Below are 14,401 nucleotides of genomic sequence, written 5' to 3' on the forward strand. Positions count from 1 at the left end.
GCTCCTCTCATGCCCGTGGCTTGCGCATCACACCATAGACCACCTGGTAAGTGGCTGGCAGCCCCTGAGGCTGGCGGAATGCCTCGTATGCCTGCAGCATGGCCTGCACACGGGCGCGCCCGGTCAGGCCGGAGGGCCGCCCAGGGTTGAGGTTGTGGGCGCCGAGCGCCTTGAGTTCATGGGTCAGGCTGCGCACATCCGGGTAGTGCAGCACATGAGGCTGGCGCTGCAGGCCGAGCTGCTCGAAGCCACTGGCCGCACAAAGGCGCTGGTAATCCTCGAAACGGCGGAAGCGGTTGACGTGCACCATGCCGTCCACCGCCTGCCAACTGGCGCGCAGTTCCTCCAGCGTGCCGACACACAAGCTGCTGAAAGCCAGCACGCCACCTGGGCGCAACACCCGCTGCGCCTCGCTCAGCACGCTGGCGAACTGGCCGCACCATTGCACTGCCAGGCTGGAGAACACCAGATCGACGCTGCCATCGCCCAGAGGCAGGCGCTCGGCATCGCCGGCCACATGATAGGCAGCGCCACCCTGCTCGCCACGGGCGTGGCGCAGCATGCCTTCGGCGATATCCACGGCTACGCCGCTGGCAGACGCAAAGCGCTCAGCCAGCACTCGGCTGAAGTAGCCGGTGCCACTGCCCAGGTCGAGCCAACGCGAGGGCGTCAGGTCGCCGGGCAGCTGCTCCAGCAGGCTCACGCCCACTGCACGCTGCAGCGCCGCCACGCTGTCATAGCTGCCCGCCGCACGGGAGAACGAGGCCGCCACCTGGCGCTTGTCTGGCAACGCGCCGGGCAGGGTTGGATGGGAAAGGTCAGTCATCACCACTCTCATGCAGGAAACTCTTGATACCCGCCGCCAGCTCCTGTGGGTATTCCAGCAGGAAGGCGTGGGAACTCTCTTCGACCAGGCCTACTTCAACATCGGGCAACAGCTCGCTCAGGGCCTTGGCCGCTTCGGCCGGGACCAGCGCGTCGCTGCCGGCGAACAGGTGCAGCTGCGGGCCGCCATAGGCCTGCAGGGCTTCGCGGGTATCGAGCTGGGCCAGAACTTCCAGCCCGTTGGCGAGGTACAGCGGATCGGTATCCGGCACGCCGACACCAAGCTGGCGCAACAACGTGCGCGGTTGCTGGGCACCGTCGCTGCACAAGGTTCGAAAGCGCTTGAGGGTAACTGACGCATGGCTGCGACAGCCGTCCAGGAAGGTACCGAAGGTGTCTTCGGCCATGCCGTGCGGCCAGTCCGGGCGGGCCACGAAACTGGGGTTGCTGCCCAGGGTGAGCAACCCGCAGCAATGGTCGCCGCGTCTGCTTGCCAGCTCGCTGGCAAGCATGCCGCCGAACGACCAGCCACCCAGCCAGGTATCGGTAGGCAATTTACGGTCAAGGTGGTCAATCCAGGCCTGCAGGTCGGCCTCGGCCAGCTCCGGCAAGGGCATCAGTTCGACCTGCAGGCGGGCATCCTGTGCCCGCAGGCTGGCGGCCAGCGGCTCCAGTGCGGCGGTGCCCAGCCCCCAGCCAGGCAAAAGGATCAATCGGTTACGCATCGGCGGCCTCCAGTTGTGGATAACACTCGGCCAATGCATTCAACAATAGCTGCACCTGTGCTTCGCTGTGCGCGGCACTCAGGGTCACCCGCAGACGTGCGCTGCCGGCAGGTACGGTGGGTGGGCGAATGGCGGTAACCAGCAACCCGCGCTCGCGTAGCATGCGCGACAGGTGCAGAGCCTGGGCACTGTCGCCAATCACGATCGGCTGGATCGGCGTCGGGCTGTCCATCAGCTGCAGGCCGATTTGCTCGGCGCCCTGGCGGAACTGACGGATCAGCGCCGCCAGGTGCTCGCGGCGCCAGGTTTCGCGGCGCAGCAGCGCCAGGCTCTTGAGCGTGGCGCAGGCCAACGCCGGTGGCTGGCTGGTGGTGTAGATGTAGGGCCGGGCGAACTGCACCAGCGCCTCGATCAATTCCTCGCTACCGGCAACAAAGGCGCCGGCAGTGCCGCATGCCTTGCCCAGGGTACCGATCAACACCGGCACATCCTCGATGCCCAGGCCGAAATGCTCGACGATACCGCCACCCTGGGCGCCCAAGGTACCCAAGCCGTGGGCGTCATCGACCATTAGCCAGGCATCGCGCGCCCGTGCAACCTTGGCCAGTGCTGGCAGGTCGGCAAGGTCGCCGTCCATGCTGAACACCCCGTCGGTGACCACCAGGGTATTGCCGGTGGCCTTTTCCAGGCGGCTGGCCAGGCTGGCTGCATCGTTGTGCAAATAGCGGCTGAAACGCGCGCCACTGAGCAAGCCACCGTCAAGCAGTGAAGCGTGGTTCAGGCGATCCTGCAGCACCGTGTCGCCCTGCCCCACCAAGGCAGTGATGGCGCCCAGGTTGGCCATGTAGCCGGTGGAAAACAGCAGCGTACGGGGGCGCCCGGTCAATTCGGCCAGTGCCTCTTCAACAGCGTGGTGCGGCGCACTGTGACCGATCACCAAATGCGAAGCGCCACCACCGACTCCCCAGCGTTCGGCACCGCCCTGCCAGGCCTTGATGACATCAGGGTGGTTGGCCAGGCCCAGATAGTCATTGCTGCAGAAGGCCAGCAACGGCTGGCCGTCGACCACGACGTGCGGCCCCTGCGGACTTTCCAGCAACGGCCGCTGCCGATACAGGTCTGCGGCGCGCCGTTCGGCCAGGCGCGCCGCCAGATCGAAGGCCATCTCAGGCAGACGCGGCGTTGTAGAACAGCTCGCTGCTGCGTTGCTCGACCAGCGCCTGCTCGATGGCGGCCTGGTGCACTTCGTCGGCATGCTCTTCGCGCGCTTCGGGCTTGATGCCCAGGCGAGCGAACAGTTGCATGTCCTTGTCGGCCTGAGGGTTGGCGGTGGTCAGCAGCTTTTCGCCATAGAAGATCGAGTTGGCACCGGCCATGAAGGCCAGGGCCTGCATCTGCTCGTTCATCTGCTCGCGGCCGGCGGACAGGCGCACGTGCGACTTCGGCATGAGGATGCGCGCTACCGCCAGCATGCGAATGAAGTCGAACGGGTCGACATCTTCTTCCTCGGCCAGCGGCGTGCCAGCCACCTTGACCAGCATGTTGATCGGCACCGATTCCGGATGCTCGGGCAGGTTGGCCAGCTGAATCAGCAGCCCGGCGCGGTCGTCCAGCGACTCGCCCATGCCGAGAATGCCGCCAGAGCAGATCTTCATTCCGGCATCGCGCACATAGGCCAGGGTCTGCAGGCGTTCGCCGTAGGTGCGGGTGGTGATGATGCTGCCGTAGAACTCCGGCGAGGTATCGAGGTTGTGGTTGTAGTAGTCCAGGCCGGCCTGGGCCAGGGCCTGGGTCTGCTCCTGATCGAGCTTGCCGAGGGTCATGCAGGTTTCCAGGCCCATGGCCTTCACCCCTTTGACCATCTCCAGCACGTAGGGCATGTCCTTGGCGGACGGGTGCTTCCAGGCGGCGCCCATGCAGAAGCGGGTCGAGCCGATGGCCTTGGCCCGTGCAGCCTCTTCCAGCACCTTCTGCACTTCCATCAGCTTCTGTTTTTCCAGCCCGGTGTTGTAGTGGCCGGACTGCGGACAATATTTGCAATCTTCCGGGCAGGCGCCGGTCTTGATCGACAGCAGCGTCGATACCTGGACACGGTTGGGGTCGAAATGCGCGCGGTGCACGGTCTGGGCCTGGAACAGCAGGTCGTTGAACGGTTGCTGGAACAGCGCCTTGACCTCTGGCAGGGACCAGTCGTGACGTGTTGTTGCAGTTGTGCTGGCGCTCATCGGCGTTTCCTTGTTTAGGCTGTAGCTGGCGCCGGGACAGGAATGCCCACCAGCGCATCACGGATAGCTCGCATAGTCATGGAAGGCCTATGAACTGTCAACCACATGCAAAACCGATGGTTTACATCTGTACAAATATCGAACAATTCTGTTTGCTGTGCGACGAAATTGCCGAACAGCCCTACCCGCTGTGCGTCGCCTGCGAGCAGGCGCTGCCCTGGCTAGATGAGTACTGCTTGCGCTGCGCGCTGCCATTGCCCATGGCCGGCTTGACCTGCGGCCAATGCAGCCGGCGCGCACCGGCCTTCGAGCAGGTTATCGCCCTGTGGCATTACGGCTTTCCCGTGGACACGTTGATCAGCCGTTTCAAGCATCGTCGGCAATGGCCGCTGGGGCGGCTGATGGGCGAACTCCTGGGCCATGGCCTGCGCCACCGCTATGCCGAAGGGCTGGCCGTTCCTGATCTGTTGTTACCGGTACCGCTGGCCAGGCGTCGGCTGCGTGAACGGGGGTTCAATCAGGCCGGGATGTTGGCGCGGTGGCTCGCGTCGCAGCTGGGCGTCCCTTGCGATGAACGCTTGCTGCTGCGCACCCGTGACACGCCTGCCCAGCAGGGGCTCGATGCCAAGGCGCGACGCCGGAACCTGCGCCGGGCATTCACCTTGCAGCGGCCGGGCATGGTCGAAGGCAAGCATGTCGCCCTCATCGATGATGTGCTAACGACTGGCACCACGGCCCAAGCGATTGCCCAGCTGTTGCGCAAGGGCGGCGCACGGCGCGTCGACGTCTACTGCCTGGCGCGAACGCCAAAGCCGGGCCAGGCTTGACTGTCCACCTGCACGAAGGCACCGTCACCCCATCAGCCCATGACCATCAAGCCCATGTCCCTACCTGCCCTGCTTACCCAACACATCGCCCGCCGCCCGCAGCGCATCGCCCTGCTCCAGCACATCGCCGAGCAAGGCTCGATCACCCGCGCCGCCAAGGCTGCCGGTATCAGCTACAAGGCCGCCTGGGATGCCATCGACGAGCTCAACAACCTGGCCAGCCAGCCACTGGTCGAGCGCAGTACCGGCGGCCGTGGTGGTGGCGGCGCACGTCTCTCGGCTGAGGGCGAGCGGGTACTGCGTCTTTATCAGCGCCTGCAGAACCTGCAGGCGCAATTGCTCGAAGCGGCCGAAGAATCCAGTGACCTCGACCTGCTCGGGCGCCTGATGCTGCGCACCAGCGCCCGCAATCAGCTGCAGGGCCAGGTCAGCGGCCTGCGCCGAGAAGGTCGCCACGACCGAGTGAGCCTGGCCCTGGGCGGTGGGCTGGAAATCGCCGCGCTGATCACCCATGACAGCACCGCTCGCCTGGAGCTGACACTGGGCACCATGGTTGTGGCGCTGCTCAAGGCGGGCTGGGTGCAGTTGCTTGGGGCCGGCGAAGAGACCGAGGCAGGCAGCAATGTGCTGACAGCCACCGTCGAAGAAGTATTGGTTGATGGGCATGAGCCCAGTGAAGTACGCCTGGCGCTGAGCAATGGGCAGACGCTGTATGCGTTTGCCGAGGCGCAGTGGTTGGCGGAGCAGAAGGTGCAGGCAGGGAGCGAAGTGCGGGTACAGTTCCATCCGTCTTCGGTCTTGCTGGGGGTGCCGGTCTAGGCTTGCCCCCGCGAAAGGGCCGGCACTGATAACATGAGTGCTTGCAGCCACCCCCGGAGCACTCATGTCGCACCCCTTCGCCACACTCACCCCCGACCTGGTCCTGGACGCCGTGGAAAGCCTCGGCTTCCTGAGCGACGCCCGTGTCCTCGCGCTGAACAGCTACGAGAACCGCGTCTACCAAGTGGGTATCGAAGATGCGCAGCCACTGATCGCCAAGTTCTACCGCCCGGGCCGCTGGAGCGACGCCGCGATCCTTGAAGAACACCGCTTCAGTGCAGAACTCGCCGACTGCGAAGTCCCCGTGGTCGCGCCGCTGCAGCACGAAGGCCAGACCCTGTTCGAACACCAGGGTTTTCGTTTTACCCTGTTCCCGCGCCGTGGCGGGCATGCGCCCGAACCCGGCAACCTCGACCAGCTCTACCGCCTCGGCCAACTGCTGGGCCGCCTGCATGCCGTAGGCGCGGCCCGGCCGTTCGAGCACCGTGAGGCCCTGGCTGTGGACAACTTCGGCCACGCCTCGCTGAACACCCTGCTCGACGGCGGCTTCGTGCCGAAAGACCTGCTGCCAGCATTCGAGTCCGTAGCCCGCCACCTGCTCAAGCGCGTCGAGGACGCCTACGCCCGCACCCCCCATCAGGTCATCCGCCTGCACGGCGACCTGCACCCCGGCAACCTGATGCACCGCGACGAGATCTACCACGTCGTCGACCTTGATGACTGCCGCATGGGCCCGGCCGTGCAAGATCTGTGGATGATGCTTGCCGGCAGCCGCGAAGAGCGCATGGGGCAGCTGGCCGAACTGATCGATGGCTACAACGAGTTCCATGACTTCGACCCGCGCGAACTCGCCCTCATCGAACCGCTGCGCGCCCTGCGCCAGTTGCACTACAGCGCCTGGCTGGCTCGTCGCTGGGACGACCCAGCGTTCCCCCCGAACTTCCCCTGGTTCGGCCAGCCACGTTACTGGGGCGACCAGATTCTCGCCCTGCGCGAACAACTGGCGGCACTGGATGAACAACCGCTGAAATTGTTCTGAAGCGCACCACGGTCTGTCTACAATAGGCGTCGCTTCAATTAGCTTCCTAAGCAAGGATTCTGCATGCACGCCGCAAACCCGCGCCGCGGGTACCTCCTGGGCCTTGGCGCCTACATCATCTGGGGCTTGTTCCCGCTGTATTTCAAAGCGATCCAGAGCGTCCCGGCGGTGGAGATCATCGTCCACCGTGTGCTCTGGTCGGCCCTGTTCGGTTCACTGTTACTGCTGGTATGGAAACATCCCGGCTGGTGGCGCGAACTGCGCGACAACCCACGCCGACTGGCGATCCTCGCCCTCAGCGGGGCACTGATTGCGGGCAATTGGCTCACTTATGTATGGTCGGTGAACAACGGCCGCATGCTGGAGGCCAGCCTTGGCTACTACATCAACCCACTGGTGAACGTGCTGCTGGGCATGCTGTTGCTGGGCGAGCGTCTGCGCCGGCTGCAATGGCTGGCCGTGGGCCTGGCGGCGCTCGGTGTGGCGCAGCAGGTATGGCAAGTCGGCAGCCTGCCCTGGGTATCGCTGGTGCTGGCCCTGAGCTTCGGCTTCTATGGGCTGATTCGCAAACAGGCGCCGGTTGCGGCGCTGCCCGGCCTGGTGGTGGAAACCTGGATGCTGGTACCGCTGGCGCTGGGTTGGCTGTTGCTACACCCCACCGCGATGAGCGCGCAGCCGTCGTTCTATAGCAGCAGTGAGGCGCTGTGGCTGATGGCCGCAGGGCCGGTGACGCTGGTGCCACTGGTATGCTTCAACGCCGCCGCGCGGCACCTGCCTTACACCACCCTGGGCTTCCTGCAGTACCTGGCGCCCACCCTGGTGTTGATGCAGGCGGTGTGGCTGTTCGACGAGCACTTGTCACCCAGCAGCCTGGTGGCCTTCGTGTGCATCTGGGCGGGCCTGGCGTTGTACAGCGTCGATGCCTGGTTCAACTTGCGCAAGCGCGCCTGATCAAAAAATGATCACAAAACTGCAGGCCACGTAGTTCGTGGCCTGTGTAGACATCTCCAAAGGTTATCCACACCCTCGTCCCCGTGGTTTGTGCACAAGCTCCTGAAAACTGGGTGTTTTTTGCTCAAATGGCGGGAGGGCTTGCCCTTGCTGGGCTGGCGCGGTGCGCCCCCAGCTTATCCACAGGGCCGTCCCCGTTAAAACGGGATAACCGGCTGGGGCGTTCAGGCACCTATCGCCGGCAAGCCGGCTCCCACAGCAGCGGCACTTAGCCCGAGACTGGCGTTGCACCCGTGGGAGCTGGCTTGCCAGCGATGAGGCGCGAAGCGGCCCCGGCATTCACTTGATCAATCCTCAGGCCGCAGCTTCAACTCCACCATCAAATCATCTGCCAGGCTCTCCAGCTTCTGCTGCAGCTCATCGAGCGACAGGGTTAGCGGCAGCGCCAGCAAGGCGTCGGCATGGAACAAAGGTTCACTGCTCATCGGCGCCGGGCGCACTTCGGTGGTGAAGCGCTCCAGGTTAACCCCATGGTCAGCCAACATGCGGGTGATATCGCGTACGATCCCTGGCCGATCATTGCCCACCAGTTCCATGGCGATGGGCTTCCAGGTGCAGGATGGCTCGATGCCGCTTTCGGCGATCAGCACGCGGATGCTGTACTGGCTCAGCGCCTGCAGCGATTTCACCAGCTCGTCGTAATTCTCGGCGGGTACCGCCACGCGCAAGATCCCGGCGAACTGCCCGGCCATGCGCGACATGCGGCTCTCCAGCCAGTTGCCGTTATGGTCGGCAATGCACTGGGCAATACGTTCGACCTGGCCGGCCTTGTCAGGAGCGATCACGGTCAGTACAAGATGATCCACAGCGCCTTCCTCTGCGTGCAGCCGCTCAGGCGGCGAAAATACGGGGATCGATTCAGTATAGGCAAGGCGCGGCAACCTGCCGCAGGACAGTCCGCATAACTAATCGTGTACTGTTTCAAGATTTATCTGGAACAATCCACCAGTTTTTTGCGAACATACCCACTCCCAGCGTGACCCTACGCGACCAACCGGTCGCAGAGCGACGCTTTTAGTCTGATGTTTACCTGCCTGCTGCTTCATGTAGTATGCATCGGCGCGGACTACAAAACGTCGTTTCGATGTCTGCCAAGGCGCCTGTGAAAATACGCAAACCGCCCGCCGGCCCGTCTGGCGAGCCGCACCCAGCCGCGCTCGTGGATGACGAGAGCACGCACTGGTGCCGTGTTTAGAGAAGCGCTACAGGCTTAATACAGAAGAGCGAAAGCGAAACAGCTGAGCAGAGGTGAGGCAAGCAATGACTGGATACGTTCACGTCGGTGGCCTTCAGGTCGCCAAGGTCCTGTACGACTTCGTCAACAACGAAGCCATTCCGGGAACCGGCATCGTCGCCGAGCAGTTCTGGGCGGGTGCCGAGAAGATCATCAACGACCTCGCTCCCAAGAATAAAGCCTTGCTCGCCAAGCGCGACGAGCTGCAGGCCAAGATCGACGCCTGGCACCAAGCGCGCAAAGGCCAGGCCCATGACGCCGTCGCCTACAAAAGCTTCCTCCAGGAAATCGGCTACCTGCTGCCGCAAGTCGAAGACTTCCAGGCCACCACCCAGAACGTGGACGAAGAAATCGCCCACATGGCCGGCCCACAGTTGGTAGTGCCGGTCATGAACGCCCGCTTCGCCCTGAACGCTGCCAACGCCCGTTGGGGCTCGCTGTACGACGCGCTGTACGGCACCGACGCCATCAGCGATGAAGGCGGCGCCGAAAAAGGCCAGGGCTACAACAAGGCCCGTGGCGACAAAGTCATCGCCTTCGCCCGTGCCTTCCTCGACGAAGCCGCGCCGTTGGCGGCCGGCTCGCACGTCGATTCCACTGCCTATCGCATCGAGGCCGGCAAGCTGGTGGTCACCCTCAAGGGGGGCAGCAACAGCGGCCTTCGTGACGACGCCCAGCTGATTGGCTTCCACGGCGACGCCGCCGCGCCGACCGCCGTGCTGCTTAAGCACAACGGCCTGCACTTCGAAATCCAGGTCGACGCCAGCACTCCGGTCGGCAGCACCGATGCCGCCGGCGTCAAAGACATCCTGATGGAATCGGCGCTGACCACCATCATGGACTGCGAAGACTCGGTCGCCGCCGTGGATGCCGACGACAAGGTCATCGTCTACCGCAACTGGCTGGGCCTGATGAAAGGCGACCTGGCCGAAAGCGTTAGCAAAGGCGGCAAGACCTTCACCCGCACCATGAACCCGGACCGCGAGTACGCCGCACCCAATGGTGGCAGCGTCACCCTGCACGGTCGCTCGCTGCTGTTCGTGCGCAACGTTGGTCACCTGATGACCAACCCGGCGATCCTCGATGCCCAAGGCAACGAAATCCCCGAAGGTATCCAGGATGGCCTGTTCACCAACCTGATCGCGCTGCACAACCTCAACGGCAACACCAGCCGCAAGAACACCCGTACCGGCAGCGTGTACATCGTCAAGCCGAAGATGCACGGCCCTGAAGAAGTGGCATTCGCCGCCGAAATCTTCAGCCGCGTCGAAGACCTGCTGGGCATGAAGCGCAACACCGTCAAGGTCGGCATCATGGACGAGGAGCGCCGTACCACGGTCAACCTCAAGGCCTGCATCAAATCGGCGGCCGAGCGCGTGGTGTTCATCAACACCGGCTTCCTCGACCGTACCGGTGACGAAATCCACACCTCCATGGAAGCCGGCGCCGTGGTGCGCAAGGGCGCCATGAAGAACGAGAAATGGATCGGCGCCTACGAGAACAACAACGTCGACGTGGGCCTGGCTACCGGCCTGCAAGGCCGTGCGCAGATCGGCAAGGGCATGTGGGCCATGCCAGACCTGATGGCCGCGATGCTCGAGCAGAAGATCGCTCACCCGCTGGCCGGCGCCAACACCGCCTGGGTACCTTCGCCGACCGCCGCCACCCTGCACGCCCTGCACTACCACAAGGTCGACGTTCAGGCGCGTCAGCGTGAGCTGGCTTCGCGCACGCCAGCTTCGGTGGACGACATCCTGACCATCCCGCTGGCTGCCGACACCAACTGGTCGGCCGAAGAGATTCGCAACGAGCTGGACAACAATGCCCAGGGCATCCTCGGTTACGTGGTGCGCTGGATCGACCAGGGCGTGGGTTGCTCGAAGGTGCCGGACATCAATGATGTCGGCCTGATGGAAGACCGCGCCACCCTGCGTATCTCGGCCCAGCTGCTGGCCAACTGGCTGCGCCATGGCGTCGTCACCCAGGAGCATGTGCTCGAAAGCCTCAAGCGCATGGCTGCGGTTGTGGACAAGCAGAACGCCGGTGACGCCCTGTACCGCCCGATGGCGCCGAACTTCGACGACAACGTCGCGTTCCAGGCCGCTGTGGAGCTGGTAGTGGAAGGTGCCAAGCAGCCGAACGGTTACACCGAGCCGGTACTGCACCGCCGTCGTCGCGAGTTCAAGGCGCGTAACGGGTTGTAAGGCTGCAGGGGGCCGCTTTGCGGCCCATTCGCCGGCAAGCCGGCTCCCACAATTACTGCATCGCGCTCAAGTACGCTGCTGTACCTGTGGGAGCTGGCTTGCCGGCGATCAGCCCGCAACAGGCACCCAACTAGTCGATCTTCAACTCCTTCTTCACCAGCCCCAGCAACTTGCCCAGGTCCACCGGCTTGAGCAGGAAATCCACCACCCCCAGGTGCATCACGTCCACCGCCTCTTTCACATCGGTGTCACCCGACACCACGATGATCGACAACGCAGCCCGCTCCGATTCACGCACCTGCCGTATCAGGTCCAGGCCATCCTTGGGTTCCATGCGCAGATCGGTGATCATCAGGGCAATTCGCGGCTCATAGTGCAGCTTGAACATCGCCTCCTGAGCGCCGTCGGCAATCATGCAGTCGATGCCCCTGCTCTTCAGGTACAGGCACAGCGCCTCGCTGTTCACCGGATTGTCGTCAACCACCAGCACCACGGGTTTCGGTGCAACCGGCGCACTCACCACGGCCAATGCTTCACGCTCCGCGTCACTCAGGATGTCGTCATGCTCAACCATGGTCGTCTCGTCAAATAAATAGCCCACTCAGCCGATAAGACCGCACCTTGCGAAATTGATCACAGCACGCCCATAGACTTACGTCCAATGGGCACCACACGGCCACCAGCCGACCATGGGGGCCGAGAACAACAAGGCCGGCACCTATATATAGATATATATAGTTCGGCGTAGCGATACGGTCAGTTTCATGAGCAAAAAGGACGCCTACAGCCAGGCGGGCAGGACCGCGGTCCTGCAGAACATTCAGGGCACACTGCAGTTCCTGCAGCGCTTCCCCCCGTTCAACCAGATGGAGCACAGCCATCTGGGCTTTCTGGTGGAACAATGCCAGCTGCGGTTCTACGCCAGCGGGGAAAGCATCCTCAAACCCGCCGATGGCCCTGTCGAGCACTTCTACATCGTCAAGCAGGGCCGGGTAGTCGGCGAGCGCCAGCACCTGGTCAAGCCGGGCGTGGAAACCACCTTCGAGATCACCAGCGGCGAATGCTTCCCGCTGGCTGCCCTGCTTGGCGAACGCGCCACCCGCACCGAGCACCTGGCCGGCGAAGACACCTTCTGCCTGCAATTGAACAAGTCTGCCTTCATCCGCCTGTTCTCGATGTCGGATGTGTTTCGAGATTTTGCACTGCGTGGTGTCAGCAGCCTGCTCGAACAGGTCAATCAGCAAGTGCGCCAGCGTGCGGTGGAAACCCTCGGTACCCAGTACTCGCTGAACACGCCACTCGGCGAGCTGGCCATGCGTCACCCGGTGGTCTGCACGCCGGATACTCCGCTGCGTGACGCCGTGCGGCTGATGCACGAGCAGCAGGTCGGCAGCATCGTGGTGGTCGACCCGAAGCGCTACCCGGTGGGCATCTTCACCCTGCGCGACCTGCGCCAGGTGGTGGCCGAAGCCGACGCCGACCTGGGCGCGCCGATCGACCGGCACATGACCGCCAAGCCGTTCTACCTCAGCCCGCAAGCCACGGCCTTCGACGGGGCCATGGCGATGACCGAACGGCACATCGCCCACGTCTGCCTGGTAGAAAACCAGCGCCTGTGTGGCGTGGTGTCGGAACGCGATCTGTTTTCCCTGCAACGTGTCGACCTGGTGCATCTGGCGCGCACCATCCGCCACGCACCACGCCTGGACACCCTGGTTTCGCTGCGTGGCGAAATCGGTCAGCTGGTCGAGCGCATGCTCGCCCACGGCGCCTCCTCGACCCAGATCACACAGATCATCACCCTGCTCAACGACCATACCGTATGCCGGGTGATCGAGCTGGCCTTGGCTGAGCGCGGCGACCCCGGCGTGCCCTTCAGTTGGCTGTGCTTTGGCAGCGAAGGCCGCCGCGAACAGACCCTGCACACCGACCAGGACAACGGCATCCTGTTCGACGCCGCCGACAGCACCGAGGCCGAGGCCATTCGCACCCGCCTGCTGCCGCTGGCGCAGTACATCAACCAGTGCCTTGCCCAGTGTGGCTTTACCCTGTGCAAGGGCAACGTCATGGCCGGCAACCCCGAGCTGTGCCTGTCGCGCACCGAATGGGCACGGCGTTTCGCCGGTTTCATCCGCGAGGCCAGCCCGGAGAACCTGCTTGGTTCGAGCATCTACTTCGACCTGCGCGTGGTCTGGGGCGACGAACAGGGTTGCGAACAGCTGCGCCAGAACCTGCTTGAACACGTGGCCGACAACCGTATCTTCCAACGCATGATGGCCGACAACGCCCTGCGCCAGCGGCCACCGGTGGGCCGCCTGCGCGAATTCGTGCTGACCCGTCAGGGCAACGACAAGGCCGCCACCCTCGACCTCAAGGTCCAGGGCCTGACCCCCTTCGTCGATGGTGCCCGGCTGCTGGCCCTGGCCAATGGCATTGGCGCCTGCAACACCCTGGAGCGCCTGCGTCAGCTGGTCGACAAAGGCGTCATCGAAGCACTCGACGGCGCCGCCTACGAAGAGGCCTACCACTTCATCCAGCAAACCCGCATGCAGCAACACCAGCGGCAGACCCGCGACAACCTGCCTTACTCCAATCGCCTCGACCCGGACAGCCTCAACCATCTGGACCGGCGCATCCTGCGCGAGTCGCTGCGCCAGGCCCAGCGCCTGCAGAGCAGCCTGGCCCTGCGGTACCAGTTATGAGCCTGTTCGCCTGGCTGCGCCCGGTCAGCGTGCCGCTCGACGATGCCGTGCGCGAACGACTGTCGCGCTTGCCCAAGCCAGCGCCGTTGGGCGTATGTTCATTGCGCGAGCAACGCTGGGTGGTGCTCGACCTGGAAACCAGCGGCCTGAACCCCAATCGAGATCAGGTACTGTCGATCGGCGCCGTGGCCATCGAAGACGGTGCCATCGACTTTTCCCAGCAATTCGAGCGCACCCTGCACCGGCCGACGCAGAAGACCAACGCCAGCGTGCTGATCCACGGGCTGGGGCCCAGTGCCCTGGCTGCGGGATGTGACCCCGCTGAAGCCCTGCTCGACCTGCTCGAGTTCATCGGTACCAGCCCGGTACTGGCCTTCCATGCGCCGTTCGATCAACGCATGCTGGCCCGGGCATTGAAGGAAAGCCTTGGTCACCGGCTACAGCAGCATTTTCTCGACGTGGCCGAGCTGGCCCCGATGCTCAACCCCGATACCGTATTGCGCGAGGCCGGGCTGGACGACTGGGTCGCGCGCTTCGGCCTGCAGATCGAAGAACGCCACCATGCCAGCGCCGATGCGCAGGTGACGGCGGAGCTGGCCCTGATTCTCCTGAGCCAGGCGCGCCGGCAGCAGCTCGATAGCCCGTTGCAACTGGAACAGCGCGTGCGTGGGTGGCGGCGGCGCAAATTGCAGAGCCACGGCCTTTGACAGAGGGATTGGCCCTATCGCTGGCAAGCCCGCTTTCACAAGGCCCATGGCGTACCTGTGGGCGCCGGCTGGCCGGCGATAGG

Annotated in this window: 13 protein-coding genes; 7 read left to right on the forward strand and 6 right to left on the reverse strand. The window is 64.1% G+C overall.

The window, feature by feature from the left end; translation table 11 throughout:
* Window positions 1-7 precede the first annotated feature (7 nt).
* From bioC to bioB, 4 genes are read right to left on the reverse strand one after another with little or no spacing between them, the layout of a single operon-like run.
* On the reverse strand, window positions 8-826 hold the full coding sequence (gene bioC, locus KU43P_RS25015) for a malonyl-ACP O-methyltransferase BioC (RefSeq protein WP_317660127.1): 819 nt from the start codon (window positions 824-826) through the stop codon (window positions 8-10).
* Window positions 819-1,550: an alpha/beta fold hydrolase gene (locus KU43P_RS25020; RefSeq protein WP_317660128.1), complete on the reverse strand. Its 732-nt coding sequence runs from the start codon at window positions 1,548-1,550 to the stop codon at window positions 819-821. The genes bioC and KU43P_RS25020 overlap by 8 nt, the downstream gene beginning before the upstream one ends.
* Entirely contained in the window at window positions 1,543-2,715 is a 1,173-nt protein-coding gene (gene bioF / locus KU43P_RS25025) for an 8-amino-7-oxononanoate synthase (protein WP_317660129.1), read from the reverse strand. The genes KU43P_RS25020 and bioF overlap by 8 nt, the downstream gene beginning before the upstream one ends.
* Before the next feature lies 1 nt (window position 2,716).
* Window positions 2,717-3,775: a biotin synthase BioB gene (gene bioB / locus KU43P_RS25030; RefSeq protein WP_236236981.1), complete on the reverse strand. Its 1,059-nt coding sequence runs from the start codon at window positions 3,773-3,775 to the stop codon at window positions 2,717-2,719.
* A gap of 89 nt (window positions 3,776-3,864) precedes the next feature.
* Between bioB and KU43P_RS25035 the strand changes: the two genes are divergently transcribed.
* The 4 genes from KU43P_RS25035 to rarD all read left to right on the forward strand — a co-directional run bounded on the left by KU43P_RS25035 (window position 3,865) and on the right by rarD (window position 7,411).
* Window positions 3,865-4,602, forward strand: a complete 738-nt coding sequence (locus KU43P_RS25035) for a ComF family protein (protein WP_317660130.1) — start codon at window positions 3,865-3,867, stop codon at window positions 4,600-4,602.
* 54 nt (window positions 4,603-4,656) lie between these two features.
* Complete coding sequence (locus tag KU43P_RS25040; protein ID WP_317660131.1) at window positions 4,657-5,421, forward strand: TOBE domain-containing protein; 765 nt, start codon at window positions 4,657-4,659, stop codon at window positions 5,419-5,421.
* A 64-nt stretch (window positions 5,422-5,485) separates the two neighbouring features.
* Window positions 5,486-6,460, forward strand: a complete 975-nt coding sequence (locus KU43P_RS25045; RefSeq protein ID WP_317660132.1) for a serine/threonine protein kinase — start codon at window positions 5,486-5,488, stop codon at window positions 6,458-6,460.
* Between the two features lie 63 nt (window positions 6,461-6,523).
* On the forward strand, window positions 6,524-7,411 hold the full coding sequence (rarD, locus tag KU43P_RS25050) for an EamA family transporter RarD (protein ID WP_317660133.1): 888 nt from the start codon (window positions 6,524-6,526) through the stop codon (window positions 7,409-7,411).
* Window positions 7,412-7,758: 347 nt separating this feature from the next.
* Here the strand turns inward: rarD and KU43P_RS25055 are convergent, their stop codons facing one another.
* Window positions 7,759-8,277, reverse strand: a complete 519-nt coding sequence (locus KU43P_RS25055; RefSeq protein ID WP_317660134.1) for a glycine cleavage system protein R — start codon at window positions 8,275-8,277, stop codon at window positions 7,759-7,761.
* Between the two features lie 454 nt (window positions 8,278-8,731).
* On the opposite strand from KU43P_RS25055, the gene KU43P_RS25060 reads away from it, so the two are divergent.
* Window positions 8,732-10,909 carry a malate synthase G gene (locus KU43P_RS25060; protein WP_317660135.1) on the forward strand — a complete coding sequence of 726 codons (2,178 nt, stop codon included), beginning with the start codon at window positions 8,732-8,734 and terminating at the stop codon, window positions 10,907-10,909.
* Between the two features lie 130 nt (window positions 10,910-11,039).
* Here the strand turns inward: KU43P_RS25060 and KU43P_RS25065 are convergent, their stop codons facing one another.
* A complete protein-coding gene (locus tag KU43P_RS25065) occupies window positions 11,040-11,483 on the reverse strand; it encodes a response regulator (RefSeq protein ID WP_317660136.1) in 444 nt (147 codons plus the stop codon).
* A 190-nt stretch (window positions 11,484-11,673) separates the two neighbouring features.
* On the opposite strand from KU43P_RS25065, the gene KU43P_RS25070 reads away from it, so the two are divergent.
* The gene (locus KU43P_RS25070) at window positions 11,674-13,611 is read left to right on the forward strand and encodes a putative nucleotidyltransferase substrate binding domain-containing protein (protein ID WP_317660137.1); all 1,938 of its coding nucleotides are present in this window, start codon (window positions 11,674-11,676) and stop codon (window positions 13,609-13,611) included.
* Window positions 13,608-14,318 carry a PolC-type DNA polymerase III gene (locus KU43P_RS25075; protein WP_317660138.1) on the forward strand — a complete coding sequence of 237 codons (711 nt, stop codon included), beginning with the start codon at window positions 13,608-13,610 and terminating at the stop codon, window positions 14,316-14,318. Before KU43P_RS25070 ends, KU43P_RS25075 begins: the two co-directional genes overlap by 4 nt.
* Window positions 14,319-14,401 lie beyond the last annotated feature (83 nt).

Source organism: Pseudomonas sp. KU43P (assembly GCF_033095865.1).
In the GTDB taxonomy this organism is placed as follows: Bacteria; Pseudomonadota; Gammaproteobacteria; order Pseudomonadales; family Pseudomonadaceae; genus Aquipseudomonas.